Origin of the sequence: Pseudomonas asiatica (assembly GCF_040214835.1) — a bacterium.
GTDB classification, from domain to species: domain Bacteria; phylum Pseudomonadota; class Gammaproteobacteria; order Pseudomonadales; family Pseudomonadaceae; genus Aquipseudomonas; species Aquipseudomonas putida_Z.
The window spans coordinates 4,021,881-4,045,605 of sequence record NZ_CP157874.1; the positions used below are offsets into that span (position 1 = coordinate 4,021,881).

Annotated in this window: 25 protein-coding genes; 19 read left to right on the plus strand and 6 right to left on the minus strand. The window is 64.2% G+C overall.

Annotated features, from left to right (window positions below):
- Positions 1 to 56 precede the first annotated feature (56 nt).
- On the minus strand, positions 57 to 857 hold the full coding sequence (locus tag ABNP31_RS17945; protein ID WP_085664020.1) for a substrate-binding periplasmic protein: 801 nt from the start codon (positions 855 to 857) through the stop codon (positions 57 to 59).
- A 172-nt stretch (positions 858 to 1,029) separates the two neighbouring features.
- Between ABNP31_RS17945 and ABNP31_RS17950 the strand changes: the two genes are divergently transcribed.
- Together ABNP31_RS17950 and ABNP31_RS17955 are read left to right on the plus strand one after the other, a co-directional pair.
- Positions 1,030 to 1,581 (plus strand): exonuclease domain-containing protein, encoded by a 552-nt coding sequence (locus ABNP31_RS17950; protein ID WP_075045871.1) that lies wholly within the window; start codon positions 1,030 to 1,032, stop codon positions 1,579 to 1,581.
- Between the two features lie 75 nt (positions 1,582 to 1,656).
- The gene (locus tag ABNP31_RS17955) at positions 1,657 to 1,941 is read left to right on the plus strand and encodes a pyrimidine/purine nucleoside phosphorylase (protein WP_012315400.1); all 285 of its coding nucleotides are present in this window, start codon (positions 1,657 to 1,659) and stop codon (positions 1,939 to 1,941) included.
- A gap of 211 nt (positions 1,942 to 2,152) precedes the next feature.
- Here the strand turns inward: ABNP31_RS17955 and ABNP31_RS17960 are convergent, their stop codons facing one another.
- On the minus strand, positions 2,153 to 2,845 hold the full coding sequence (locus tag ABNP31_RS17960) for an alpha/beta family hydrolase (RefSeq protein WP_350012617.1): 693 nt from the start codon (positions 2,843 to 2,845) through the stop codon (positions 2,153 to 2,155).
- Positions 2,846 to 2,895: 50 nt separating this feature from the next.
- Here ABNP31_RS17960 and ccoN (ABNP31_RS17965) point away from each other — a divergent pair, with 50 nt between their 5' ends.
- The 16 genes from ccoN (ABNP31_RS17965) to ABNP31_RS18040 all read left to right on the plus strand — a co-directional run bounded on the left by ccoN (ABNP31_RS17965) (position 2,896) and on the right by ABNP31_RS18040 (position 18,588).
- Positions 2,896 to 4,320 (plus strand): cytochrome-c oxidase, cbb3-type subunit I, encoded by a 1,425-nt coding sequence (ccoN, locus tag ABNP31_RS17965; protein WP_013973491.1) that lies wholly within the window; start codon positions 2,896 to 2,898, stop codon positions 4,318 to 4,320.
- A gap of 13 nt (positions 4,321 to 4,333) precedes the next feature.
- Positions 4,334 to 4,942, plus strand: a complete 609-nt coding sequence (ccoO, locus tag ABNP31_RS17970) for a cytochrome-c oxidase, cbb3-type subunit II (protein WP_013973492.1) — start codon at positions 4,334 to 4,336, stop codon at positions 4,940 to 4,942.
- 5 nt (positions 4,943 to 4,947) lie between these two features.
- Positions 4,948 to 5,142 carry a cbb3-type cytochrome oxidase subunit 3 gene (locus ABNP31_RS17975; protein ID WP_025340008.1) on the plus strand — a complete coding sequence of 65 codons (195 nt, stop codon included), beginning with the start codon at positions 4,948 to 4,950 and terminating at the stop codon, positions 5,140 to 5,142.
- Positions 5,139 to 6,080 carry a cytochrome-c oxidase, cbb3-type subunit III gene (gene ccoP, locus ABNP31_RS17980; RefSeq protein WP_238066670.1) on the plus strand — a complete coding sequence of 314 codons (942 nt, stop codon included), beginning with the start codon at positions 5,139 to 5,141 and terminating at the stop codon, positions 6,078 to 6,080. The genes ABNP31_RS17975 and ccoP (ABNP31_RS17980) overlap by 4 nt, the downstream gene beginning before the upstream one ends.
- A gap of 461 nt (positions 6,081 to 6,541) precedes the next feature.
- Positions 6,542 to 7,984 carry a cytochrome-c oxidase, cbb3-type subunit I gene (gene ccoN / locus ABNP31_RS17985; protein WP_350012618.1) on the plus strand — a complete coding sequence of 481 codons (1,443 nt, stop codon included), beginning with the start codon at positions 6,542 to 6,544 and terminating at the stop codon, positions 7,982 to 7,984.
- Positions 7,984 to 8,592, plus strand: coding sequence for a cytochrome-c oxidase, cbb3-type subunit II (gene ccoO, locus ABNP31_RS17990; protein WP_013973496.1), 609 nt, complete (start codon positions 7,984 to 7,986; stop codon positions 8,590 to 8,592). The genes ccoN (ABNP31_RS17985) and ccoO (ABNP31_RS17990) overlap by 1 nt, the downstream gene beginning before the upstream one ends.
- A gap of 5 nt (positions 8,593 to 8,597) precedes the next feature.
- Entirely contained in the window at positions 8,598 to 8,789 is a 192-nt protein-coding gene (locus ABNP31_RS17995; RefSeq protein ID WP_003259925.1) for a CcoQ/FixQ family Cbb3-type cytochrome c oxidase assembly chaperone, read from the plus strand.
- A complete protein-coding gene (gene ccoP / locus ABNP31_RS18000; protein ID WP_046615057.1) occupies positions 8,786 to 9,763 on the plus strand; it encodes a cytochrome-c oxidase, cbb3-type subunit III in 978 nt (325 codons plus the stop codon). The genes ABNP31_RS17995 and ccoP (ABNP31_RS18000) overlap by 4 nt, the downstream gene beginning before the upstream one ends.
- A gap of 321 nt (positions 9,764 to 10,084) precedes the next feature.
- Positions 10,085 to 11,500, plus strand: a complete 1,416-nt coding sequence (gene ccoG, locus ABNP31_RS18005) for a cytochrome c oxidase accessory protein CcoG (RefSeq protein ID WP_085664018.1) — start codon at positions 10,085 to 10,087, stop codon at positions 11,498 to 11,500.
- A 15-nt stretch (positions 11,501 to 11,515) separates the two neighbouring features.
- Positions 11,516 to 12,040, plus strand: coding sequence for a FixH family protein (locus ABNP31_RS18010; protein ID WP_054572585.1), 525 nt, complete (start codon positions 11,516 to 11,518; stop codon positions 12,038 to 12,040).
- Positions 12,041 to 12,195: 155 nt separating this feature from the next.
- Entirely contained in the window at positions 12,196 to 14,670 is a 2,475-nt protein-coding gene (locus tag ABNP31_RS18015; protein ID WP_350012619.1) for a heavy metal translocating P-type ATPase, read from the plus strand.
- On the plus strand, positions 14,649 to 14,864 hold the full coding sequence (ccoS, locus tag ABNP31_RS18020) for a cbb3-type cytochrome oxidase assembly protein CcoS (protein ID WP_025340014.1): 216 nt from the start codon (positions 14,649 to 14,651) through the stop codon (positions 14,862 to 14,864). The genes ABNP31_RS18015 and ccoS overlap by 22 nt, the downstream gene beginning before the upstream one ends.
- Positions 14,857 to 15,540, plus strand: coding sequence for a sulfite exporter TauE/SafE family protein (locus ABNP31_RS18025; protein WP_046615052.1), 684 nt, complete (start codon positions 14,857 to 14,859; stop codon positions 15,538 to 15,540). Before ccoS ends, ABNP31_RS18025 begins: the two co-directional genes overlap by 8 nt.
- Before the next feature lie 142 nt (positions 15,541 to 15,682).
- Positions 15,683 to 17,065: an oxygen-independent coproporphyrinogen III oxidase gene (gene hemN, locus ABNP31_RS18030; RefSeq protein WP_025340016.1), complete on the plus strand. Its 1,383-nt coding sequence runs from the start codon at positions 15,683 to 15,685 to the stop codon at positions 17,063 to 17,065.
- Between the two features lie 184 nt (positions 17,066 to 17,249).
- Positions 17,250 to 17,984 (plus strand): Crp/Fnr family transcriptional regulator FnrA, encoded by a 735-nt coding sequence (fnrA, locus tag ABNP31_RS18035; protein ID WP_015271145.1) that lies wholly within the window; start codon positions 17,250 to 17,252, stop codon positions 17,982 to 17,984.
- Between the two features lie 55 nt (positions 17,985 to 18,039).
- Complete coding sequence (locus ABNP31_RS18040; RefSeq protein ID WP_009683910.1) at positions 18,040 to 18,588, plus strand: adenine phosphoribosyltransferase; 549 nt, start codon at positions 18,040 to 18,042, stop codon at positions 18,586 to 18,588.
- 131 nt (positions 18,589 to 18,719) lie between these two features.
- Here the strand turns inward: ABNP31_RS18040 and recR are convergent, their stop codons facing one another.
- From recR to dnaX, 3 genes are all read right to left on the minus strand, one after another.
- On the minus strand, positions 18,720 to 19,322 hold the full coding sequence (gene recR, locus ABNP31_RS18045) for a recombination mediator RecR (protein ID WP_003259670.1): 603 nt from the start codon (positions 19,320 to 19,322) through the stop codon (positions 18,720 to 18,722).
- 290 nt (positions 19,323 to 19,612) lie between these two features.
- Positions 19,613 to 19,948 carry a YbaB/EbfC family nucleoid-associated protein gene (locus tag ABNP31_RS18050; protein ID WP_003259671.1) on the minus strand — a complete coding sequence of 112 codons (336 nt, stop codon included), beginning with the start codon at positions 19,946 to 19,948 and terminating at the stop codon, positions 19,613 to 19,615.
- A gap of 64 nt (positions 19,949 to 20,012) precedes the next feature.
- Positions 20,013 to 22,079 carry a DNA polymerase III subunit gamma/tau gene (gene dnaX / locus ABNP31_RS18055; protein ID WP_238066674.1) on the minus strand — a complete coding sequence of 689 codons (2,067 nt, stop codon included), beginning with the start codon at positions 22,077 to 22,079 and terminating at the stop codon, positions 20,013 to 20,015.
- A gap of 123 nt (positions 22,080 to 22,202) precedes the next feature.
- Between dnaX and ABNP31_RS18060 the strand changes: the two genes are divergently transcribed.
- The gene (locus tag ABNP31_RS18060) at positions 22,203 to 22,970 is read left to right on the plus strand and encodes a substrate-binding periplasmic protein (RefSeq protein WP_085664013.1); all 768 of its coding nucleotides are present in this window, start codon (positions 22,203 to 22,205) and stop codon (positions 22,968 to 22,970) included.
- 181 nt (positions 22,971 to 23,151) lie between these two features.
- Here the strand turns inward: ABNP31_RS18060 and ABNP31_RS18065 are convergent, their stop codons facing one another.
- On the minus strand, positions 23,152 to 23,427 hold the full coding sequence (locus ABNP31_RS18065; RefSeq protein WP_350012620.1) for a hypothetical protein: 276 nt from the start codon (positions 23,425 to 23,427) through the stop codon (positions 23,152 to 23,154).
- Positions 23,428 to 23,725: the final 298 nt, after the last annotated feature.

The following is a 23,725-nucleotide window of genomic DNA, read 5'->3' on the forward strand; positions in this document are numbered from 1 at the left end:
ACTCACGGCAATGAAGAAAAGGCTCACTGCTGAGAACGTTGCCGCACCACGGGAATTTAGTCGTGTGGGGCCGACACCGTGATGCGGTAGGGCTCGAAGATGCGCGCCAGCTCGCCACTGTCGCGCAGCGCCCGCAGCAGCGCCGCGAACGACTGCTCGCCGATCGGCGCCCCCGGGCGCAGCAAGGCGTAGTGGTGGTAGACCTGGTCAATGCGCTGCGAGGACACCAACTGCTCCCGGCTGGCCGGGTTGCGCTCCAGGAAATCGCTGAGATAGGAACGCGTGACCAGGGCGATGTCGGCGCGGTCGGCCTGCACCATCAGCAGGTTGCTGTCGTGGGAATAGGTCAGGGTCGCTTTGTAGGCGGTGCGCAGGTAGTCCGGATCGGAGTTGAAGCCGGCGAACGCATAGTGGTAGCCGTTGATCAGCGCCAGGCGCTTGCCGTGTAGGTCGTCGAAGTAATGCGGGTCACGGCCATTGGCCTTGCGGGCGACGAACACCTCGGCATCTTCCAGGCCCAGGTCCACGCTCTGGTGGGCAATCTGCTGCCAGCCCCACTCCGGGTTCTCGAAAATGGCCATGTCGGTGCGGCCTTGCTGGAGGTCACCAAAACGCCGCTGGATGGAGGTGGGCACCACGACGAAGTGGTAGCGCTGCTGCGTGCGGTTTAGCGCGTCGACCAGCTGCGGCAGCAGGCCGCTGTCGGCCCCCTGCTCGGGGCGTACCGTGTACGGTGGGAAATGCGCCGCGCCAATCCTCACTTCGACGGCATCGGCAGCCCATACCGGCGCCGCCAGCCAGAACACGGCCAGCAGCATCAGGGAAGACAGGGCCTTTAGGCCGGGCGCTGGAGTCAAGACGGATGCTCATCACGGTTCATGCCTGGGTCCACCTAAGCTAGGCGTTTTCCGGGCCGGACACAACTGCCGGATAGTGGCCCTTTGTGCCAAAGCCGCAGGCAAATTGCCAGGGGATGCCGGATGCCCTGAGTTTGGCTACGCTCTAGCAGGATCTGCAAGGGAGCCTGGTATGGGCCATTGGTTGGTGATCGACCTGGAAGCCACCACCGACGATGGTGGGTGGCCGGTCACAGAGATGGAAGTCATTGAAATCGGCGCAAGCCTGGTTACCCGCGAAGGCCGCGAGGTCGACCACTTCCAGCGCTTCGTGAAGCCCCGGCGGCGGCCGCAGCTGACCCCGTTCTGCCGTGAGCTGACCCACATCAGCCAGGCCAGCGTGGACAGTGCCGCACCGTTCCGCGAGGTATGGGCAAGCTTCGAGCGCTGGCTCGGGCACCACCGCGGGCAGCTTCAGGCCTGGGTCAGCTGGGGCGACTACGACCGCCAGCAGTTGCACCAGGAGTGGCAGCAGCATGGGCTGGACAGCCTGCTGCGGACCCTGCCGCACATCAACCTCAAGCAACGCTTCGCCAAGGCCCGCCACCTGCAGCGCCCCGCTGGGCTGAATGGTGCACTGCAGCTGGCCGGCATGCACTTTTGCGGGCAGCAGCACCGGGCCCTGGAAGATGCGCGCAATACCGCGCGGCTGCTGCCGTTGAGCCTGCCGGTGGACGCTACCTGAAAGCAGATGACGGGGCCCGTGGGCTTGGGCATACTGGCCAGCCCTTTTTCATCCCCCCTTTTCAGGAGTCGCCCCATGTTCAAGGTCAACGAATACTTCGATGGTACTGTCAAGTCGATCGCCTTCGAAGGCACTGAAGGCCCGGCCACCGTCGGCGTGATGGCCCCGGGCGAATACGAGTTCGGCACTGCCAAGCGCGAGATCATGCACGTGGTTTCCGGCGCCCTGACCGTGAAGCTGCCGGGTAGCGACAACTGGGAAACCTTCAACGCCGGTGACAAGTTCAATGTGGCCGCCGACAGCAAGTTCCAGCTGAAGGTGGCGGTGGATACTGCCTACCTGTGCGAGTACCGTGACTAAGCGGTAGCCTGTACCGGCCTCTTCGCGGGTAAACCCGCTCCCACAGGTACTGCACAAGTTTCAGACCTGTAGCGAACCTGTGGGAGCGGGTTCACCCGCGAAGAATCCAGCACTATTGCGACAGGAATGCCGCAACCTCCCACAGGTACTGCGCAAGTTTCAGACCTGTAGTGAACCTGTGGGAGCGGGTTCACCCGCGAAGAATCCAGCACTACTGCGACAGGAATGCCGCAACCTTCTCAGCCGCCGCCTGCAAGTGCTGCTCATGGCTGAACCCCGAGGCCTTCAGCGGCTTCAGGTCATGGTCCCCCGCCACCAGCCAGCTCACCTCGATCGCCGGCGATAACGCATACCCTGCCACCGCCTCGCGGTTACCCAGCGCATCCCGCTCGCCCTGCACGATCAACGTCGGCGTCTTCAATTCGGCCAGGTGCTCGACCCGTGGCTTCTCCGGCTTGCCCACCGCATAGAACGGATAGCCCAGGCACACCAGTGCATCCGCTTCCAGTTCATCGGCCAGCAGGCTGGCCATGCGCCCGCCCATGGACTTGCCACCCACCGCCAGCCTGCCCGCGACCAAAGGTCGCACCTGCCGGTACACCTCGCGCCAGCATTCCAGCAACACCTTCTGCGGGTTCGGCGGCCGCTTGCCGCCGGCAACCCTGCGCTCGGCCATGTACGGGAACTCGAAGCGCACTACCGCTACCCCAAGCGCCGCAAGCCTTTGCGCCATTTCGTCCATGAACCCGCTGTCCATCGGCGCACCTGCGCCATGGGCCAGGATCAGGCAGCCCTTGTAGCCGCCCTTGCCCCGAACGTGCGGGGGATCGCAGCGCAAGCCTGGGACATTTCCGACCTTCGCCCATTGATCCCCGTCAATACCGGCACTTTGCCCATTAATCATGCTTGCCTCGCTGTAAAGCCTGCCAAATAACCGTGGATGGGAACCCATACATGAACACAACCAGCAGTACCGCCTATAACTACAAGGTGGTCCGCCAATTCGCCATCATGACGGTGGTGTGGGGAATCGTCGGGATGGGGCTCGGCGTCTTCATCGCCGCCCAGCTCGCCTGGCCTTCCCTCAACTTCGACCTCCCCTGGACCAGCTTCGGCCGCCTGCGCCCCCTGCATACCAATGCGGTGATCTTCGCCTTCGGCGGCTGTGCGCTGTTCGCCACCTCCTATTATTCGGTGCAACGCACCTGCCAGACCACCCTGTTCGCACCGGGCCTGGCCGCGTTCACCTTCTGGGGCTGGCAACTGGTGATCCTGCTGGCGGCCATCAGCCTGCCGCTGGGCTACACCAGCTCCAAGGAATACGCCGAACTGGAATGGCCGATCGACATCCTGATCACCATCGTCTGGGTGAGCTACGCCATCGTGTTCTTCGGCACGCTGATGAAGCGCAACACCAAGCACATCTACGTCGGTAACTGGTTCTTCGGCGGCTTCATCCTCACCGTGGCGATGCTGCACGTCGTCAACAACCTGGAACTGCCGGTCAGCCTGACCAAGTCCTACTCGGTCTATGCCGGCGCCACCGATGCCATGGTGCAGTGGTGGTACGGCCACAACGCCGTGGGCTTCTTCCTGACCGCGGGCTTCCTGGGGATGATGTACTACTACGTGCCCAAGCAGGCCGAACGCCCGGTGTATTCCTATCGCCTGTCGATCGTGCACTTCTGGGCGCTGATCACCCTGTACATCTGGGCCGGCCCGCACCACCTGCACTACACCGCCCTGCCCGACTGGGCGCAGTCGCTGGGCATGGTGATGTCGCTGATCCTGCTGGCACCAAGCTGGGGCGGCATGATCAACGGCATGATGACCCTGTCCGGCGCCTGGCACAAACTGCGCAGCGACCCGATCCTGCGCTTCCTGGTGGTGTCGCTGGCGTTCTACGGCATGTCCACCTTCGAAGGCCCGATGATGGCCATCAAGACGGTCAACGCCCTGTCCCACTACACCGACTGGACCATCGGCCACGTGCACGCCGGCGCCCTCGGCTGGGTGGCGATGATCTCGATCGGCGCGCTGTACCACACCATCCCGAAAGTGTTCGGCAAGGAGCGCATGTACAGCATCGGCCTGATCAACGCGCACTTCTGGCTGGCCACCATCGGCACTGTGCTGTACATCGCCTCGATGTGGGTCAACGGCATCGCCCAGGGCCTGATGTGGCGCGCGGTCAACAGCGACGGCACGCTCACCTACTCGTTCGTGGAAACCCTGGTGGCCAGCCACCCAGGCTTCATCGTGCGCTTCGTCGGCGGTGCGATCTTCCTCAGCGGCATGTTCCTGATGGCCTGGAACACCTGGCGCACCGTGCGTTCGCCGGCGCTCGATGTCGCCCCTGCGAACGCCCAGCTGGCTTGAGGAGACCTGCCTGATGAAACATGAAGTCATCGAGAAAAACGTCGGCCTGCTGGCCCTGCTGATGGTGTTTGCCGTCAGCATCGGCGGCCTGACCCAGATCGTCCCGTTGTTCTTCCAGGACGTCACCAACAAGCCGGTGGAAGGCATGAAGCCCTACACCGCGCTGCAGCTGGAAGGCCGCGATATCTACATCCGCGAAGGCTGCGTGGGCTGCCACTCGCAGATGATCCGCCCGTTCCGCGCCGAAACCGAGCGCTATGGCCACTACTCGGTGGCTGGTGAAAGCGTGTGGGACCACCCGTTCCTGTGGGGTTCCAAGCGCACCGGGCCGGACCTGGCCCGGGTCGGTGGACGCTACTCGGACGACTGGCACCGTGCGCACCTGTACAACCCGCGCAACGTGGTACCGGAGTCGAAGATGCCGTCGTACCCATGGCTGGTCGCCCAGCAGGTCGACAACAGCCATACCGACACCAAGATGCGCACCCTGCGCACCCTGGGCGTGCCGTACACCGACGATGACATCGCCGGGGCCCGCGACGCGGTCAAGGGCAAGACCGAAATGGACGCCCTGGTCGCCTACCTGCAGGTGCTCGGCACCGCGATCAAGAACAAGAGGTGAATGCGATGGGAATGGACATCGGCATGATCCGCGGCCTGGGCACCCTGGTGGTGATGATCGCCTTCATCGGCCTCACCCTGTGGGTATTCAACCGCCGCCGCGACCGTGATTTCGCCGAAGCGCGCCTGCTGCCCTTCGTCGACGACCGCCTGCCCTCTGCCGGACAGGCACCTGCTGCAAAAAGGAGTAACGGGCAATGACCACCTTCTGGAGTACGTACATCTGCGTACTGACCATCGGTAGCCTGATTGGCCTGACCTGGCTGCTGCTCGCCACCCGCAAGGGCCAGAGCAACAACACCACCGACCAGACCATGGGCCACAGCTTCGACGGCATCGAGGAATACGACAACCCGCTGCCCAAGTGGTGGTTCTGGCTGTTCGTCGGCACCCTGGTGTTCTCGGTCGGTTACCTGATCCTCTACCCGGGCCTGGGCAACTGGAAGGGCATCCTGCCGGGCTATGAAAATGGCTGGACCGGCGCCAACGAATGGCAGAAGGAAATGGACAAGGCCGACGCAAAATTCGGCCCGATCTTCGCCAAGTATGCTGCCATGCCCGTGGAAGAAGTGGCCAAGGACCCGCAGGCGCTGAAAATGGGCAGCCGCCTGTTCGCCTCGAACTGCTCGGTTTGCCATGGCTCGGACGCCAAGGGTGCCTATGGCTTCCCCAACCTCACCGACAAGGACTGGCGCTGGGGCGGCGAGGCGGAAACCATCAAGGCGTCGATCATGAACGGTCGCCACGGCGTGATGCCGGCCTGGGCCGAAGTGATCGGCGAGCAGGGCGTGGCGGATGTGGCCGCGTTCGTGCTCACCAACCTCGATGGCCGCAGCCTGCCGGAAGGGATCAAGGCCGACGCCGCCAAGGGCAAGGAAATCTTCGCCGGCAATTGCGTGGCCTGCCACGGGCCTGAAGGCAAGGGCACCCCGGCCATGGGCGCGCCAGACCTGACCCACCCGCAGGCGTTCATCTACGGTTCGAGCTTTGCCCAGCTGCAGCAGACCATTCGCTATGGTCGCCAGGGTCAGATGCCGGCGCAGGCGGAGATCCAGGGCAACGACAAGGTGCACCTGCTGGCGGCGTATGTGTATAGCCTGTCGCAGGATGGTGCTGCTGAAACCGTGACTGCCAAGTAATACCGCCAAGGGGCCGCTTTGCGGCCCTATCGCGACACAAGGCCGCTCCTACAAGGGACCGCGTACTCCCTGTAGGAGCGGCCTTGTGTCGCGACGGGCTGCAAAGCAGCCCCATTCCCACCTTGCCCCCGCTCTACCCTCCCTTGCACCCCCTCCGAACAGAACTAAGCTTGTTGCCTCAGTGGGCCTCGCTCCGAAAGGAGCGAAGCAGACGCGGCGCGTAGCCTGTCGCCGTCCTGATAAAAAGCTTGACCGATCGATCAGAAAAAGGCGAAAAACGGTACACATTACAAATATTTATTTGTGTACAATCGTCCAGACCCGATCGCTGCGGGACATCAGTGAACGGGCTCGGGCACGGGTCGGCGTACCAAAGTTGCGTTGCGGTAACCCCGGTGGTTATCAATACTGGCGCCGATTTTTTCGACCAACAAGAACATCAAAACCGTGGAACCTTAGCAATGAGCACAGCAATCAGTCCGACTGCTTATAACTATAAGGTCGTCCGCCAGTTCGCCATCATGACGGTGGTCTGGGGGATCCTTGGCATGGGCCTCGGCGTCTTCATCGCCTCGCAGCTGGTATGGCCGCAACTGAACCTGGACCTGCCCTGGACCAGCTTCGGCCGCCTGCGCCCGCTGCACACCAACCTGGTGATCTTCGCCTTCGGGGGCTGTGCGCTGTTCGGCACCAGCTACTACGTGGTGCAGCGCACCTGCCAGACCCGGCTGATCTCCGACAGCATGGCCGCCTTCACCTTCTGGGGTTGGCAGGCGGTGATCGTCGGGGCGCTGATCACCCTGCCGATGGGCTACACCACCACCAAGGAATACGCCGAGCTCGAGTGGCCGCTGGCGATCCTGCTGGCCATCGTCTGGGTCACCTACGGGCTGGTGTTCTTCGGCACCATCGTCAAGCGCAAGACCAAGCACATCTATGTCGGCAACTGGTTCTACGGCGCCTTCATCGTGGTTACCGCGATGCTGCACATCGTCAACCACATCTCGCTGCCGGTAAGCCTGTTCAAGTCGTACTCGGCCTACTCCGGCGCCACCGACGCGATGATCCAGTGGTGGTACGGCCACAACGCCGTGGGCTTCTTCCTCACCACCGGCTTCCTGGGGATGATGTACTACTTCGTACCCAAGCAGGCCGAACGCCCGATCTACTCGTATCGCCTGTCGATCGTGCACTTCTGGGCACTGATCACCCTGTACATCTGGGCCGGCCCGCACCACCTGCACTACACCGCCCTGCCTGACTGGGCACAGTCGCTGGGCATGGTCATGTCGATCATCCTGCTGGCGCCAAGCTGGGGCGGCATGATCAACGGCATGATGACCCTGTCCGGTGCCTGGCACAAACTGCGCACCGACCCGATCCTGCGCTTCCTGGTGGTGTCGCTGGCGTTCTACGGCATGTCCACCTTCGAAGGCCCGATGATGGCCATCAAGACCGTGAACTCGCTGTCGCACTACACCGACTGGACCATCGGCCACGTGCACGCCGGCGCCCTCGGCTGGGTGGCGATGATCTCGATCGGCGCCGTGTACCACATGATCCCGCGCCTGTATGGCCGCGAGCAGATGCACAGCGTCGGCCTGATCAACGCGCACTTCTGGCTAGCTACCATCGGTACCGTGCTGTACATCGCCTCGATGTGGGTAAACGGCATCACCCAGGGCCTGATGTGGCGCGCCATCAACGATGACGGCACCCTCACCTACTCCTTCGTCGAAGCCCTGCAGGCCAGCCACCCTGGCTATATCGTCCGCGCCCTGGGCGGTGCGTTCTTCGCCACCGGCATGCTGCTGATGGCCTACAACGTGTTCCGTACCGTACGTGCCGCCAACCCGGCACAGGCTGAGGAAGCCGCCAAGATCGTCGTCGTGGGAGCGCTCTGATGAAGCATGAAGCCGTCGAGAAGAACATAGGCCTGCTGGCCTTCTTCATGGTCATCGCCGTGAGCGTCGGTGGCCTGACCCAGATCGTCCCGCTGTTTTTCCAGGACGTCACCAACAAACCCGTGGAAGGCATGAAGCCGCGCACCGCGCTGGAACTTGAAGGCCGCGATATCTACATCCGCGAAGGCTGCGTGGGCTGCCACTCGCAGATGATCCGCCCGTTCCGTGCCGAAACCGAGCGCTACGGCCACTACTCGGTAGCCGGCGAGAGCGTGTGGGACCACCCATTCCTGTGGGGCTCCAAGCGTACCGGGCCGGACCTGGCGCGGGTCGGTGGCCGTTACTCCGATGACTGGCACCGTGCGCACCTGTACAACCCGCGCAACGTGGTACCGGAATCGAAGATGCCGTCGTACCCATGGCTGGTCGAGCACAAGCTCGACGGCAAGGACACCGCGAAGAAGATGGAAGTGCTGCGCACCCTCGGCGTGCCGTACACCGACGCCGATATCGCCGGGGCCCGCGACGCGGTCAAGGGCAAGACCGAAATGGACGCCATCGTCGCGTACCTGCAGGGTCTTGGCACCATCATCAAGAGCAAACGGTGACGCTGATGGATATCGGGATGATTCGCGGCCTGGGCACCGTCGTGGTGATGGTGGCCTTCGTGGGCCTGGCGCTGTGGGTGTTCAACCCACGGCGCAAGAAGGACTTCGACGAAGCGACCCAACTGCCCTTCGCGGATGACCCCGAAGCCAGCCGGCACGTCGAGCAAGCAAAAGCTTCTGGGAGCAAAAAACAATGACAACCTTCTGGAGTCTGTACGTTACCGTCCTGACCCTGGGCACCATCTTCTCGTTGACCTGGCTGCTGCTGTCGACCCGCAAGGGCCAGCGCGAAGAGGTCACCGACGAAACCGTCGGGCATGCCTTCGATGGCATCGAGGAGTACGACAACCCGCTGCCGAAATGGTGGTTCTGGCTGTTCGTCGGCACCATCGTCTTCGCCCTCGGCTACCTGGTGCTGTACCCGGGCCTGGGCAACTGGAAAGGCGTCCTGCCGGGCTACTCGTACCTGGATAACGACAAGCAGACCGAGTTTTCCAACGGTCAGCCGGGCTGGACCGGCGTGCACGAGTGGGAAAAGGAAATGGCCAAGGCCGACGCCCGCTTCGGGCCGATCTTCGCCAAGTTCGCCGCCATGCCCATCACCGAGGTGGCCAAGGACCCGCAGGCCCTGAAGATGGGCGCGCGGCTGTTCGCTTCCAACTGCTCGGTGTGCCACGGCTCCGACGCCAAGGGTGCCTTCGGCTTCCCTAACCTCACCGACAACGATTGGCGCTGGGGCGGCGAGCCAGACACCATCAAGACCACCATCATGGGCGGTCGCCACGGCGTGATGCCGGCCTGGGCCGAGGTGATCGGTGACCAGGGCGTGGCCGATGTGGCTGCGTTCGTGGTCAGCAAGCTCGATGGCCGCACCCTGCCAGAGGGCGTGAAGGCCGATGCCGAGAACGGGCAGAAGATCTTCGCCGCCAACTGCGTGGCCTGCCATGGGCCGGAGGGCAAGGGTACGCCAGCCATGGGCGCGCCGAACCTGACCCATCCGCAGGCGTTCATCTACGGTTCGAGCTTTGCCCAGTTGCAACAGACCATCCGCTACGGTCGCCAGGGGCAGATGCCGGCCCAGGAGCAGTTGCAAGGGAATGACAAGGTGCACTTGCTGGCGGCTTATGTGTACAGCCTGTCGCAGCAGGCCGAACCGGCCAAGGCCGAGTAAGGCAGGCCTGGCCTCTTCGCGGGTAAACCCGCTCCCACAGGTACTGCGCTCGCGTCAGGATCTGTGCGATCCCTGTGGGAGCGGGTTCACCCGCGAAGAGGCCGGCAAAGACACAGCATTTCTTGCAGGCTGATGACCTGGATCAATTGACACCCGCCATAACACGATTCATGCCACGAACCCAACGCGACTAAAGGTCGCAGTGCAGCCCCATACTGCCATCAGCGGCGTATCATGGGCCGCAGAGCGCTAGCAGATTGCGCGAGACTGCGGCCGGCACGCACTGGCTGCGGCGTTTTTCCACTGCCGTGGGACTTGATGATGAGCAAGCAAATTCCGGTACATGACGTCACCCCGCCTGCCAACAAAGGGAAGGATTCCGTCGACCTCTACGCCTCCCGGGAAAAGATATACACCCGTGCCTTCACCGGCCTGTTCCGGCGCCTGCGCATGGTCGGCGGGGCTGTGCTGTTCCTGCTGTACTTCGGCACCGTGTGGCTGAACTGGGGCGGCCACCAGGCCGTGTGGTGGAACCTGCCCGAGCGCAAGTTCTACATCTTCGGCGCCACCATCTGGCCGCAAGACTTCATCCTGCTTTCGGGCATCCTCATCGTGGCCGCCTTCGGCCTGTTCTTCATCACCGTGTTCGCCGGCCGGGTGTGGTGCGGCTACACCTGCCCGCAAAGCGTGTGGACCTGGATTTTCATGTGGTGCGAAAAGGTCACCGAGGGCGACCGCAACCAGCGCATGAAGCTCGACAGAGCCCCCATGAGCGGCAACAAGTTCCTGCGCAAGTTCGCCAAGCACAGCCTGTGGCTGCTGATCGGCTTCGTCACCGGCATGACCTTCGTCGGCTATTTCTCGCCGATCCGTGAACTGGCCACCGAATTCTTTACCGGCCAGGCCGACGGCTGGGCCTACTTCTGGGTCGGCTTCTTCACCCTCGCCACCTACGGCAACGCCGGCTGGCTGCGCGAGCAGGTGTGCGTGTACATGTGCCCCTACGCGCGCTTCCAGAGCGTGATGTTCGACAAGGACACGCTGATCGTTTCCTACGACCCGCGCCGTGGCGAAACCCGCGGCCCGCGCAAAAAAGACCTGGACTACAAGGCCGCGGGCCTGGGCGACTGCATCGACTGCACCATGTGCGTGCAGGTCTGCCCCACCGGCATCGACATCCGTGACGGCTTGCAGATCGAGTGCATCGGCTGCGCAGCGTGCATCGACGCCTGCGACAACATCATGGACAAGATGAACTACCCCAAAGGGCTGATCAGCTACACCACCGAGCACAACCTGTCCGGGCAGAAGACCCACATGCTGCGCCCACGCCTGATCGGCTACGCCGTGGTACTGCTGGTGATGATGGTCGGCCTGGCCACTGCCTTCGCCACCCGTTCGCTGGTCGGTTTCGACGTGAGCAAGGACCGCGTGCTGTACCGCGAGAACGCCCAGGGCCGGATCGAGAACGTGTACAGCCTGAAAGTGATGAACAAGGACCAGCGTGACCACGTCTACGTGCTGGACGCCACCGGCCTGCCAGACCTGAAGCTTGAAGGCCAGCGCGAGATCCGCGTGGACGCTGGTGATATCGTCAGCCTGCCGGTGCAGCTGTCTATCGCACCCGAGAAACTGCCATCGACCACCAACGAAATCACCTTCATCCTCAAGAGCGCCGATGACAGCGACGCCCAGGTTGAAGCCAAGAGCCGCTTCATCGGCCCACAGATCCGCTGAGAGAGATAACCCACAATGCCTGCCACCGCCGCCAGCCCCTGGTACAAGCACCTCTGGCCCTGGATCATCATCGGCATCCTCGCCACCTCGGTGTGCCTGAGCCTGACCATGGTCAGCATCGCCGTGCACAACCCGGACAACCTGGTGAACGACAACTACTACGAGGCTGGCAAGGGCATCAACCGCTCGCTGGACCGAGAACTGCTGGCGCAGACGCTGGGCCTGAAGGCCGGCGTGCACCTGGACGAGCTGACCGGCGAAGTGGACGTGCGCCTGGCCGGCAACAGCGACCCGCAGAGCCTGGAGCTGAACCTGATTTCGCCAACCCAGCCGGAGAAAGACCGCAAGGTGCTGCTGAGCCGGGTCGAGGCTGGGCGCTATGTGGGGCAGCTGGAGGACAAGGTTGACGGGCGGCGCTTCGTTGAGCTGCTGGGTAGCGAAGGTGGCCAGGTTTGGCGCTTGTTCGAGGAAGAGAAAGTGGAGCATGGTGTCACTTTGCAACTGGGTGACGAAGCCATTCAAGGCGCCGAGCACCTGTAGGAGCGGCCTTGTGTCGCGAAAGGGCTGCAGCGCAGCCCCAGCGATGCATGCACCGCTGCTGAAGTCCCGGGGCCGCTTCGCGGCCCTTTCGCGACACAAGGCCGCTCCTACAGGGATGCGTGCCAGCCGGCCGATTTGTGTAAGGCAATGACGTGATGACCCAGCCCACCCCCTGCTACCACTGCGCCCTGCCCGTCCCCGCCGGCAGCCGCTTCAACGCCGTGGTCCTCGGCCAGCCCCGGCAGTTCTGCTGCCCCGGCTGCCAGGCGGTGGCCGAGTCGATCGTCGCCGGTGGCCTGGAGCACTACTACCAGCACCGCAGCGACAACAGCGCCAACCCCGAGGCCCTGCCCAAGCAGCTACAGGACGAACTGGCCCTCTACGACCGCAGCGACGTACAGCAAACCTTCGTTCGCCATGCTGGCGACCTGGCCGAAACCACCCTGCTGGTCGAAGGCATAAGCTGCGCCGCCTGCGGCTGGCTGATCGAAAAGCACCTGCGCAACCTGCCCGGCGTCGCCGAGGCGCGCCTGAACCTGTCCAACCACCGCCTGCTGCTGAACTGGCATGACCAGCAACTGCCGCTCTCGCGCCTGCTCGCCGAGCTGCGCCAGATCGGCTACGCCGCCCACCCCTATCAGCCCGACCAGGCCGCCGAGCAACTGGCCCGCGAGAACCGCAGCGCCCTGCGCCGCCTGGGCGTGGCCGGGCTGCTGTGGTTCCAGGCGATGATGGCAACCATGGCCACCTGGCCGGAATTCAACATCGACCTGTCGCCCGAACTGCACACCATCCTGCGCTGGGTGGCGCTGTTCCTCACCATCCCCATCGTGTTCTACAGCTGCGCACCGTTCTTCAAGGGCGCGGCACGCGACCTGCGTACCCGCCACCTGACCATGGACGTTTCGGTGTCGCTGGCCATTGGCCTGGCCTTCGGCGCCGGCATCTGGACCGCCATCACCGGCAGCGGCGAGCTGTATTTCGACACCGTGGGCATGTTCGCGCTGTTCCTGCTCACCGGCCGCTACCTGGAGCGCCGCGCCCGCGAACGCACCGCCGCGGCCACTGCGCAGCTGGTCAACCTGCTGCCGGCCTCGTGCCTGCGCCTGGACGCCGTCGGCCGCAGCGAGCGCATCCTGCTCAGCGAACTGCAGCGCGGTGACACGGTGCAGGTGCTGCCAGGCGCGGTAATCCCCGCCGACGGGCGCATCGTCGAAGGCCGCTCCAGCGTCGATGAATCGTTGCTGACCGGTGAATACCTGCCGCAACCACGGCGGGTCGGCGAGCGGGTCACCGGCGGCACCCTGAACGTCGAAAGCACCCTGAACGTGGAAGTCGAAGCCCTCGGCCACGACTCGCGGTTGTCGGCAATCGTCCGCCTGCTGGAACGCGCCCAGACCGAAAAACCACGCCTGGCCGAAATCGCCGACCGGGCCTCGCAGTGGTTCCTGCTGTTCTCGCTGCTGGCCGCTGCGGCCATCGGCCTGTGGTGGTGGCACCTGGACCCGGCGCGGGCGTTCTGGATCGTGCTGGCCATGCTGGTAGCGACCTGCCCTTGCGCGCTGTCCCTGGCAACGCCAACGGCGCTTACTGCGGCCACCGGCACCTTGCACAAGCTCGGCCTGCTGGTCACCCGTGGCCATGTGCTGGAAGGCCTGAACCAGATCGACACGGTGATTTTCGACAAGACCGGCACGCTGACCGAAGGCCGCCTGACCTTGCGCAGCATTCGCCCGCTCGGCAGCCTGCCCGCCGACCGCTGCCTGGCCCTGGCCGCAGCGCTGGAGAACCGCTCCGAACACCCCATCGCCCGTGCCTTCGGCCGCACCGCCACGCCTGCTGACGACGTGCAGACCGTGCCGGGCCTGGGCCTGGAGGGGCTGGTCGAAGGCCAGCGCCTGCGCATTGGCCAGGCCACCTTCGTCTGCGCCCTGAGCGGCGCGGAAATCCCCGGCGTGCCAGAGCCGCGCGGCCAGTGGCTGCTGCTTGGCGACCGTCAGGGCCCACTGGCCTGGTTCGGCCTGGACGACCGCCTGCGCGACGATGCCCCTGCCCTGCTGGCGGCCTGCAAGGCCCGTGGCTGGCGCACGCTGCTGCTGTCGGGCGACAGCTCGCCGATGGTTGCCGAAGTGGCCGCACAGCTGGGCATCGACCAGGCCATCGGCGGCCTGCGCCCGGACGATAAACTGGACCGGCTGAAGGCGCTGCAGGCGGCCGGGCGCAAGGTGCTGATGCTGGGTGACGGGGTCAACGACGTGCCGGTACTGGCCGCCGCCGACATCAGCATCGCCATGGGCAGCGCCACCGACCTGGCCAAGACCAGCGCCGACGCCGTGCTGCTGTCCAACCGCCTGCAGGCGCTGGTACAGGCCTTCGAGCTGGCCCGCCGCACCCGCCGCAACATCCTCGAGAACCTGCTGTGGGCGACCTTGTATAATGGCCTGATGTTGCCGTTCGCCGCGCTTGGCTGGATCACCCCGGTTTGGGCAGCCATCGGCATGTCGGTCAGTTCACTGATCGTGGTACTCAACGCCCTGCGCCTGACCCGCCTGCCCCTGCCATCGGGCCTGCCAGCGAACGAAGCGCCCCTGCCCGGGAGGAAGTCGTCATGCCCGCACTCTATGTCATGATCCCCGCAGCCCTGCTGCTGGTCGGCGTGGCCGTGTACATCTTCTTCTGGGCGGTGGACAGCGGCCAGTACGACGACCTGGAAAGCCCTGCCCACAGCATCCTGTTCGACGACCAGGACCCGCGCCACCAGGCGGCGGTGAAGCCTGACGACAACCAGGCCGACACCGACAAGGAACCCCCACCCCGTGCCTGACCTGCTGCCCCTGCTGGGCTCGGCGTTGATCCTCGGCCTGCTCGGCGGCGGCCACTGCCTTGGCATGTGCGGCGGCCTGATGGGTGCGCTGACCCTAGCCATACCACCCGAACAACGTGGCCGGCGCTTGCGCCTGCTGCTGGCGTACAACCTTGGGCGCATTCTCAGTTATGCCTGTGCCGGCCTGCTGCTGGGCCTGGCCGGCTGGGCCGTGGCCAGCAGCCCGGCGGCGCTGGCACTGCGGGTGGTGGCGGCGCTGCTGTTGATCGCCATGGGGTTGTACCTGGCCGGCTGGTGGAGCGGGCTGACCCGCATCGAGGCGCTGGGCCGAGGGCTGTGGCGGCATATACAGCCAGTGGCGTCGCGCTTGCTGCCGGTGTCCAGCGTGCCTCGGGCGTTGTTGCTGGGGGCCCTGTGGGGGTGGTTGCCGTGCGGGTTGGTGTACAGCACCTTGCTGTGGGCGGCCAGCCAAGGCAATGCCGGGTACAGCGCGGCGCTGATGCTGGCTTTCGGCGTGGGGACCTGGCCGGTATTGCTGGCTACCGGATTAGCCGCGGAGCGGGTAAACATTTTGTTGAAAAGACGCAGTGTGCGGGTGGCTGGCGGGGTGCTGGTGATGCTGTTTGGTATCTGGACCATGCCGGGGCCGCACCAGCATTGGTTGATGGGGCATTGATGGGGGCCGCTTTGCGACCCTTCGCGGGCAAGCCCGCGAAGGGCTGCAGAGCAGCCCCAATGCCCTTGATACAAATCAACACAGATTCCTACAGACGGCCATAGACTCCGGGGCACTGCTGCTCTTTCCGGGGACCGCCCTCATGCTCGACGACCTTCGTTGGGATACCGACCTGATCCGCCGTTACGACCTGGCCGGACCACGCTACACCTCTTACCCGACCGCCGTGCAACTGCACAGCGAAGTGGGCTCGTTCGACCTGCTCCACGCCCTGCGCGAAAGCCGTCGGGCCGCGCGCCCGCTGTCGCTGTACGTGCATGTGCCGTTCTGCGCCAACATCTGCTACTACTGCGCCTGCAACAAGGTCATCACCAAGGACCGCGGCCGCGCCGCGCCCTACCTGCAGCGCCTGGAGCAGGAAATCCAGCTGATCGCCTGCCACCTCGACCCTAAACAGCGTGTCGAGCAGCTGCATTTCGGCGGCGGCACGCCAACTTTCCTCAGCCATGTGGAACTGCGCCAGCTGATGGCCACCCTGCGCCAGCACTTCCACCTGCTGGACGACGACTCCGGCGACTACGGCATCGAGATCGACCCGCGCGAAGCCGACTGGTCGACCATGGGCCTGCTCCGCGAGCTGGGCTTCAACCGCGTCAGCCTGGGCGTGCAGGACCTCGACCCGGCCGTGCAGCGCGCGGTAAACCGCCTGCAGAGCCTGGAGCAGACCCGCACCCTGATCGAAGCCGCGCGCACCTTGCAGTTCCGCTCGATCAACCTCGACCTGATCTACGGCCTGCCCAAGCAAACCCCGGAAGGCTTTGCCCGCACCGTCGAAGAAGTGATCCGCCTGCAACCCGACCGCCTGTCGGTGTTCAACTACGCCCACCTGCCCGAGCGCTTCATGCCGCAACGGCGCATCGACAGCAATGACCTGCCCAGCGCGGCCGCCAAGCTGGAGATGCTGCACGCCACCATCGACCAGCTGACCGCCGCCGGCTACCGCTACATCGGCATGGACCACTTCGCCCTGCCCGACGACGAGCTGGCCATCGCCCAGGAAGAAGGCACCCTGCAGCGCAACTTCCAGGGCTACACCACCCATGGGCACTGCGACCTGATCGGCCTGGGCGTATCGGCCATCAGCCAGATCGGCGACCTGTACTGCCAGAACAGCAGCGACCTCAACACCTACCAGGACAGCCTGTCCAACGCCCAGCTGGCCACCCAGCGCGGCCTGCTGTGCAATCACGACGACCGCATCCGCCGGGCAGTGATCCAGCAACTGATCTGCCATTTCGAGCTGGATTTCGAGCCGATCGAACAAGCCTTCACCATCGATTTTCGCGGCTACTTCAACGACCTCTGGCCAGAACTGCTGACCTTGCAGCGCGACGGCCTGATCCGCCTGGACGACAAAGGCATCCGCATCCTGCCGGCAGGCCGCCTGCTGGCGCGTTCGGTATGCATGGTGTTCGACGCCTACCTGGCGATGCACAACCGCCAGCGCTTCTCGCGGGTGATCTGAACCGAGTCGTTCAACCGCATGGACAAAGTTCCTTGCCAGGCACACCATGGGCACAGCGAAGGCCCCGGCGCACACCCGCCGGGGCCCGGCCAGTTCGCACCACAACAGCGCACGCTGGCCTACAACCTACGCCGTGAGTTACCCTTACGTCTTATGTGTGCTTTCCCACAAGGATCGAATGAAAATGTCCGAGCCAGTCAAACTGCGCCCACACAACCAGGCCCATTGCAAGGACTGCAGCCTGGCCCCCCTGTGCCTGCCTCTGTCCCTCAACCTGGAAGACATGGATGCACTGGATGAAATCGTCAAGCGTGGGCGGCCGTTGAAAAAAGGCGAGTTCCTGTTCCGCCAGGGCGACAATTTCGGCTCGGTCTACGCGGTACGTTCCGGCGCGCTGAAAACCTTCAGCCTCAGCGACAGCGGCGAAGAGCAGATCACCGGCTTCCACCTGCCCAGCGAGCTGGTCGGCCTGTCGGGCATGGATACCGAAGCCTACCCGGTGTCGGCCCAGGCCCAGGAAACCACCTCGGTGTGCGAAATCCCGTTCGAACGCCTCGACGAGCTGTCGGTGCAGCTGCCGCAGCTACGCCGCCAGCTGATGCGGGTAATGAGCCGGGAAATCCGCGACGACCAGCAGATGATGCTGCTGCTGTCGAAAAAGACCGCTGACGAGCGTATTGCCACCTTCCTGGTCAACCTGTCGGCGCGCTTCCGCGCCCGCGGCTATTCGGCCAACCAGTTCCGCCTGAGCATGTCGCGCAACGAAATCGGCAACTACCTGGGCCTGGCGGTGGAAACCGTGTCGCGGGTGTTCACCCGCTTCCAGCAGAATGGCCTGATCCGTGCCGAAGGCAAGGAAGTGCACATTCTCGACCCGATCCAGCTGTGCGCGCTGGCCGGTGGCGCAATGGAGGCCTGAGGCCGGCGTTTAGCGGGTATACTTGGGCATTCGTTTTCCCAGGATACCCGCAACAATGCACAGCGACGCCTTCGACCTCAAAGCCCTGATCCGCCCGGTAGTGGACTTCCCCAAACCGGGCGTGATCTTCCGCGATATCACCCCGCTGTTCCAGTCGCCACGCGGGCTGCGCTATGTGGCCGACCAGTTCATCGAACGCTATGTCGAAGCCGAGTTCAGCCACATCGGCGCCATGGACGCGCGGGGCTTCCTGATCGGCTCGATCATCGCCCACCAGCTGAACAAGCCACTGATCCTGTTCCGCAAGCAGGGCAAGCTGCCGGCTGACGTGCTGAGCGAAGGTTACCAGACCGAGTACGGCGAAGCCTTCCTGGAAGTGCATGCCGACAGCCTGTGCGAAGGGGATTCGGTGTTGATCTTCGATGACTTGATTGCTACTGGCGGTACGCTGCTGGCAGCGGCCAACCTGGTGCGCCGGACCGGTGCGCAGGTGTTCGAGGCGGCGGCGATCATCGATCTGCCGGAGCTGGACGGGTCGCGCCGGCTGCAGGCGGCCGGGGTACCGACTTTCTGCCTGACCGAGTTTTCGCTCAGCGAATACTGAGTTGGGTTTTGGGGCTGCTTTGCAGCCCATCGCGACACAAGGCCGCTCCTACAGTATCCGAAAATTGCGCGGCCCCTGTAGGAGCGGCCTTGTGTCGCGATGGGCCGCAAAGCGGCCCCAACCATTCTGAATCAGAGCGAAATCGGCCGACGCCCCGCAAACGCATGGGCCAAGGTCCCACCATCCACCAGCTCCAGCTCGCCGCCCAGCGGCACGCCATGGGCAATCCGCGACGCCACCAGGCCCTTCTCGCTCAGCAACTGGGCAATGTAATGCGCCGTCGCCTCCCCTTCCACCGTCGGGTTGGTCGCCAGGATCACCTCGGTGAAGGTGCCCTGCTCCTCGATCCGCGCCATCAGCTGCGGAATCCCGATCGCCTCAGGCCCCAACCCATCCAGCGGCGACAAGTGGCCCTTGAGCACGAAATAGCGGCCACGGTAGCCGGTCTGCTCCACTGCATACACATCGGTCGGCCCTTCGACCACACACAACTGGGTATCGTCACGGCGCGTGTCGGCGCATTGCGGGCACAGCTCCTGCTCGGTCAGGGTGCGGCACTGACGGCAATGCCCAACCCCCTCCATGGCCTGGGTCAAGGCCTGGGCCAGGCGCAGGCCGCCGCTGCGGTCACGCTCGAGCAGTTGCAGGGCCATGCGCTGGGCGGTTTTCTGGCCGACACCCGGGAGAATTCGCAGGGCATCGATCAGTTGGCGGATGAGAGGGCTGAAGCTCATGGGAAAGGCCTGACAAATCAATAAGAGGCGGTTTATACCCAGCGGGGGCAGTGGCGTCAAATCAGCCATGCGCACATCGCAAGGCTTGCTCGGTCCCTGTAGGAGCGGCCTTGTGTCGCGATGGGGCGCGAAGCGGCCCCAGGTTATCAGCTTCACAGCATGGATTGCCGGGGCTGCTGCGCAGCCCTTTCGCGACACAAGGCCGCTCCTACAAAGACCGCGCAGGCTGCAGGAACGCACAAAAAAACCGCCGCTGTCATCAGCGGCGGTTTTCGGTAACGCAAATGCCCTTAGAACGGCATCTTGAAGCCCGGCGGCAGCTGCATGCCGGCGGTCATGCTGCCCATCTTGTCCTGGCTGTTCTGCTCGACCTTGCGCACGGCGTCGTTCAGCGCGGCGGCGATCAGGTCTTCCAGCACTTCCTTGTCGTCTTCATCAGTCGACATCAGGCTCTGGTCGATGCTGACACGCTTGACGTCGTGACGACCGGTCATCACCACGCTCACCAGGCCACCACCGGACTGGCCGGTGACTTCGGCGTTGGCCAGCTCTTCCTGCATCTTCTGCATCTTTTCCTGCATCTGCTGGGCCTGCTTCATCAGGCCGGCCATGCCACCTTTCATCATGGGGGTATACCTCGATTGGGTCATGTGATGCGGCCCGGCACCGGGCCGGCCGCATGGTTATCCGTTACTGGCCCTGGTTAACCAGGGCATCTACAGGCTCAATAGTATCCTGCCGCACCTTGGCGCCGAACAACTTGATCATCTGCTGGATCAACGGATCCTGCTCGATCGAGGTGACTGCGTCCTGCTGGCGCTCGGCGCGTTTGCGCGCCGCTGCCTGGGCTGGGGTTTCCTGCTCGGGCAGGATCAGCTCGATGCGCAGGTTCAGCGTGCGCCCCAGGTGCTGGTTGAGCGCTTCGTTGAGGCGCCGCTGCTGGGTGGCGTTGAACAGCGCACCCTGGCCAGGGTCCAGGTGCAGCAGCCAGTCGTCGCCATCGGCGGCAATCAACGTACAGTTTGCCGCGATGTTGCCTGTCATCCCGGATACAGGCAACTGTGGGAATAATTCCAGCCATTGCAGGGCCAGGCCGGTGGCCGGCTTGGCTGCGGGCAGCGGTTCGGCTGCCGGCTTGGGTGCTTCTTCCTGGACGTGTTCGGCCAGTTCGTCCAGGTAGCTGAAGCCGACCGGGTCGCTTTCGCCGCCGTAATAGTCTTCGTCCAGGGGCGGTTCATCGTCGCGGTCCATGCCTACTGCGGCATAAGCGGACGGGTCGAAGGGCGGCTCGTCGTCGTGTGCCGGGGCAGCGGGTGCCAGCGTGGGCGCAGGGGGCGGAGCAGGAGCAGGAGCCGGCACAGGCTCGGCCACTACTGGCGCGGGCTCTTCCCATGGCAGGTCAACCACCTCTGCCACGGGTTCTGGTGCTGGCTCAGGTTCGCTGACCGGGGCAGGCTCAGCCGCCACCACAGGCTCGACAACCGGCTGTGGCGCTGGCTCGACCGGTGCGGGCGCCTGCACTTGTTGCGCGGCAACCGGTGCAACAGGCTCCACGACAGCAGCGGCCGGCGGCGCCATGGCAACCGCCGGCGCTGCCACCGGTGTTGCAGGATCAGCTGTGGCCTGGCTGATCCCCACTGGCTTTAGTACCGGCTTCGGCGCGTCGTCGGTGTCGGCCGGGCGGAACGCCAGCATGCGCAGCAGGACCATTTCGAAACCACCGCGCGGATCCGGCGCCAAGGGCAGGTCACGGCGGCCGATCAGGCCCATCTGGTAATAGAACTGCACATCCTCGGCTGGCAATGCCGAGGCCAGCGCCAGCACCCGCTCACGGTCGCCCTGGCCGTTGTCCACCGCTTCCGGCAGCGCCTGGGCAATGGCCACGCGGTGCAGCACATTGAGCATCTCGGCCAGCACGCCAGCCCAGTCCGGCCCCTGCTCGGCCAGGTTGCGCACGGCCTCGAGCAAGGCCCGGGCATCGCCTTCGAGCAGCGCCTGCAGCACCCCGTAGACCTGGCCATGATCGAGGCTGCCGAGCATGGCCCGCACATCGGCGGCCAATACCTTGCCTTCGCCAAAGGCGATGGCCTGGTCGGTCAGGCTCATGGCGTCGCGCATCGAACCATCGGCCGCGCGACCCAGCAGCCACAGGGCATCCGGCTCGAACGGCACGTTTTCCGCAGCCAAGACATGGCTGAGGTGCTCGACCACCCGCTCCGGGCTCATGTTCTTCAGCGAGAACTGCAGGCAGCGCGACAGGATGGTGGCCGGCAGTTTCTGCGGGTCGGTAGTGGCGAGGATGAACTTGACGTAGGGCGGCGGCTCTTCCAGCGTCTTGAGCAAGGCGTTGAACGAGTGGGTCGAGAGCATGTGCACTTCGTCGATCAGGTAGACCTTGAAGCGCCCACGGCTCGGGGCGTACTGCACGTTATCGAGCAGTTCGCGGGTGTCCTCGACCTTGGTGCGGCTGGCGGCGTCGATCTCGATCAGGTCGACGAAACGGCCTTCGTCGATCTCCCGGCACACCGAGCAGGTGCCGCAGGGCGTGGAGGTGATGCCGGTTTCGCAGTTCAGGCACTTGGCAATGATACGGGCGATGGTGGTCTTGCCCACACCCCGGGTACCGGTGAACAGGTAGGCATGGTGCAGGCGCTGGTTGTCCAAGGCATTGATCAAGGCCTTGAGCACATGGGTCTGGCCGACCATTTCGCGGAACGAGCGCGGACGCCATTTACGTGCAAGAACCTGATAACTCATCGAAAAACCATCGTAGCCTGATCGAGCGGAAGATCGCTAATGCTAGCGGAGCGGGGGCAAAATTGCACCCTGCGCAAGTCGTCTAAGCTTTGAAACTGGCGCGCCATCCAGGGAGGATTGCCTTTGCGAAGACTGCTGGCCCTGTTGCTGCTGTGGAGCACCTACAGCCAGGCTGAACAGCCCGTGTTGCGTTTTTCTGTCGCCGAGAGCTGGAGCATGCCGCTGGTGCGCATCGAAAGCGACCAGCCGGTGGAAGGTTTGCTGTACGACCTGATGCAGGCCTTGGCCAAGGAGGTGGGCGTACGCCCCGAATACCACGTCATGGCCCGCCTGCGCCTGCAGGAGGCGATGAACAGCGGTGATATAGATGTGCGCTGCTATGTCAGCACCCAGTGGTTCAATGACCGGCCGGGGGATTTTGTCTGGAGCATCCCGCTGCTGCACCAGCGAGACCTGCTGGTAGGCCGCGCTGGCGACAGTACTCCACTGCCCCCGGAGCAACTGCCTGCCCAGGCCATCGGCACAGTGCTTGGCTACACCTATTCGACCTTGCAACCGCTGCTGGACCAGGGCCGCCTGCACCGCGAAGACAGCCGCAGCCAGTTGCTGGTGCTGCAGAAGCTGCAAGCCGGGCGCTATCGGCATGCGGTAAGCAACCAGCTGTCGTTGCAGTGGTTCAACCAGGGGCTACCCGCCGAGCAGCAATTGCAGGCGCTGGCGGTGCTGGAGGACCAGGACCTGGGGTGCATGGTACGCAATGACCCGGCGATACCGACCCAAGGGCTGCTGCGGGCACTGGTGCGGATGAAGCAGTCGGGGGAGATCGAGCGGATTGTGCAGCGGTATGGGGGGATGGGCAACCAAGAACCCATGTCTGTGGCTCGCCCCTGAGCCACGCGTACCTGATGAAAGACAAACCCGCCCGAAGCTTGCACGCCCGCTGTGGGAGCGGGTTCACCCGCGAACACCGGCAAAGCCGGTGCCATCCATCGCGTCGCGTTCTTCGCGGGTAAACCCGCTCCCACAGGGTTAATTGATATCCCTGCTATCTCTACTTACTCCAAGGCCGACTTCACTGGTTTCTACGCTCAACTGCCAGTGCCACAGCATCCGCCTGCTCCCAGGCAATCTGCATGGCCCGCCACCCGTGCTCCAGCAACTGCCGCGTCTCCTCGTCCTGGATACGCTCCAGCGCCCGCCGGCTGTCGCTATAGGCAAACATCAGATAGTGGGTGACATTCATCAACGCGAACTCCATCGGCACGATGCCTTCGCTGATGGCGCGGGAAAGGGATTTACCTTGGGGAAGCTCGAAGACGTGGGGTGGATCGGGGACTAGTTTTTTCATGGGTTCACCATACCGGGCTGAGAACACCCTTTCGCTTCCACACGTAGGGCGACAGTTGTACGCGGGGTGGAAGACCAGGGGTATGGTGAGCCCGGCAGGCCGGAGGCCTCCCACGTACAACTGTCATGACGACAGCCACCACACCCCAGGCTTCCACACCCGATCGCTGAACCGACAGCGACCGCAAAAGCCTAGTGGGTGGTGATTCCCGGGACAATCAGACGGGAGTCGACGCAGTGCGTAGGATATTTCGACACCTCCTACAGAAAAAGCGGGAAATTGCCCTGACCGTTGTAGG

Coding starts and splice junctions, on each gene's coding strand:
- ABNP31_RS17950 (WP_075045871.1), top strand. CDS start 1,030: ATGGGCCATTGGTTGGTGATCGACCTGGAAGCCACCACCGACGATGGT.
- ABNP31_RS17955 (WP_012315400.1), top strand. CDS start 1,657: ATGTTCAAGGTCAACGAATACTTCGATGGTACTGTCAAGTCGATCGCC.
- ABNP31_RS17960 (WP_350012617.1), bottom strand. CDS start 2,845: ATGATTAATGGGCAAAGTGCCGGTATTGACGGGGATCAATGGGCGAAG.
- ccoN (WP_013973491.1), top strand. CDS start 2,896: ATGAACACAACCAGCAGTACCGCCTATAACTACAAGGTGGTCCGCCAA.
- ccoO (WP_013973492.1), top strand. CDS start 4,334: ATGAAACATGAAGTCATCGAGAAAAACGTCGGCCTGCTGGCCCTGCTG.
- ABNP31_RS17975 (WP_025340008.1), top strand. CDS start 4,948: ATGGGAATGGACATCGGCATGATCCGCGGCCTGGGCACCCTGGTGGTG.
- ccoP (WP_238066670.1), top strand. CDS start 5,139: ATGACCACCTTCTGGAGTACGTACATCTGCGTACTGACCATCGGTAGC.
- ccoN (WP_350012618.1), top strand. CDS start 6,542: ATGAGCACAGCAATCAGTCCGACTGCTTATAACTATAAGGTCGTCCGC.
- ccoO (WP_013973496.1), top strand. CDS start 7,984: ATGAAGCATGAAGCCGTCGAGAAGAACATAGGCCTGCTGGCCTTCTTC.
- ABNP31_RS17995 (WP_003259925.1), top strand. CDS start 8,598: ATGGATATCGGGATGATTCGCGGCCTGGGCACCGTCGTGGTGATGGTG.
- ccoP (WP_046615057.1), top strand. CDS start 8,786: ATGACAACCTTCTGGAGTCTGTACGTTACCGTCCTGACCCTGGGCACC.
- ccoG (WP_085664018.1), top strand. CDS start 10,085: ATGAGCAAGCAAATTCCGGTACATGACGTCACCCCGCCTGCCAACAAA.
- ABNP31_RS18010 (WP_054572585.1), top strand. CDS start 11,516: ATGCCTGCCACCGCCGCCAGCCCCTGGTACAAGCACCTCTGGCCCTGG.
- ABNP31_RS18015 (WP_350012619.1), top strand. CDS start 12,196: ATGACCCAGCCCACCCCCTGCTACCACTGCGCCCTGCCCGTCCCCGCC.
- ccoS (WP_025340014.1), top strand. CDS start 14,649: ATGCCCGCACTCTATGTCATGATCCCCGCAGCCCTGCTGCTGGTCGGC.
- hemN (WP_025340016.1), top strand. CDS start 15,683: ATGCTCGACGACCTTCGTTGGGATACCGACCTGATCCGCCGTTACGAC.
- fnrA (WP_015271145.1), top strand. CDS start 17,250: ATGTCCGAGCCAGTCAAACTGCGCCCACACAACCAGGCCCATTGCAAG.
- ABNP31_RS18040 (WP_009683910.1), top strand. CDS start 18,040: ATGCACAGCGACGCCTTCGACCTCAAAGCCCTGATCCGCCCGGTAGTG.
- recR (WP_003259670.1), bottom strand. CDS start 19,322: ATGAGCTTCAGCCCTCTCATCCGCCAACTGATCGATGCCCTGCGAATT.
- ABNP31_RS18050 (WP_003259671.1), bottom strand. CDS start 19,948: ATGATGAAAGGTGGCATGGCCGGCCTGATGAAGCAGGCCCAGCAGATG.
- dnaX (WP_238066674.1), bottom strand. CDS start 22,079: ATGAGTTATCAGGTTCTTGCACGTAAATGGCGTCCGCGCTCGTTCCGC.
- ABNP31_RS18065 (WP_350012620.1), bottom strand. CDS start 23,427: ATGAAAAAACTAGTCCCCGATCCACCCCACGTCTTCGAGCTTCCCCAA.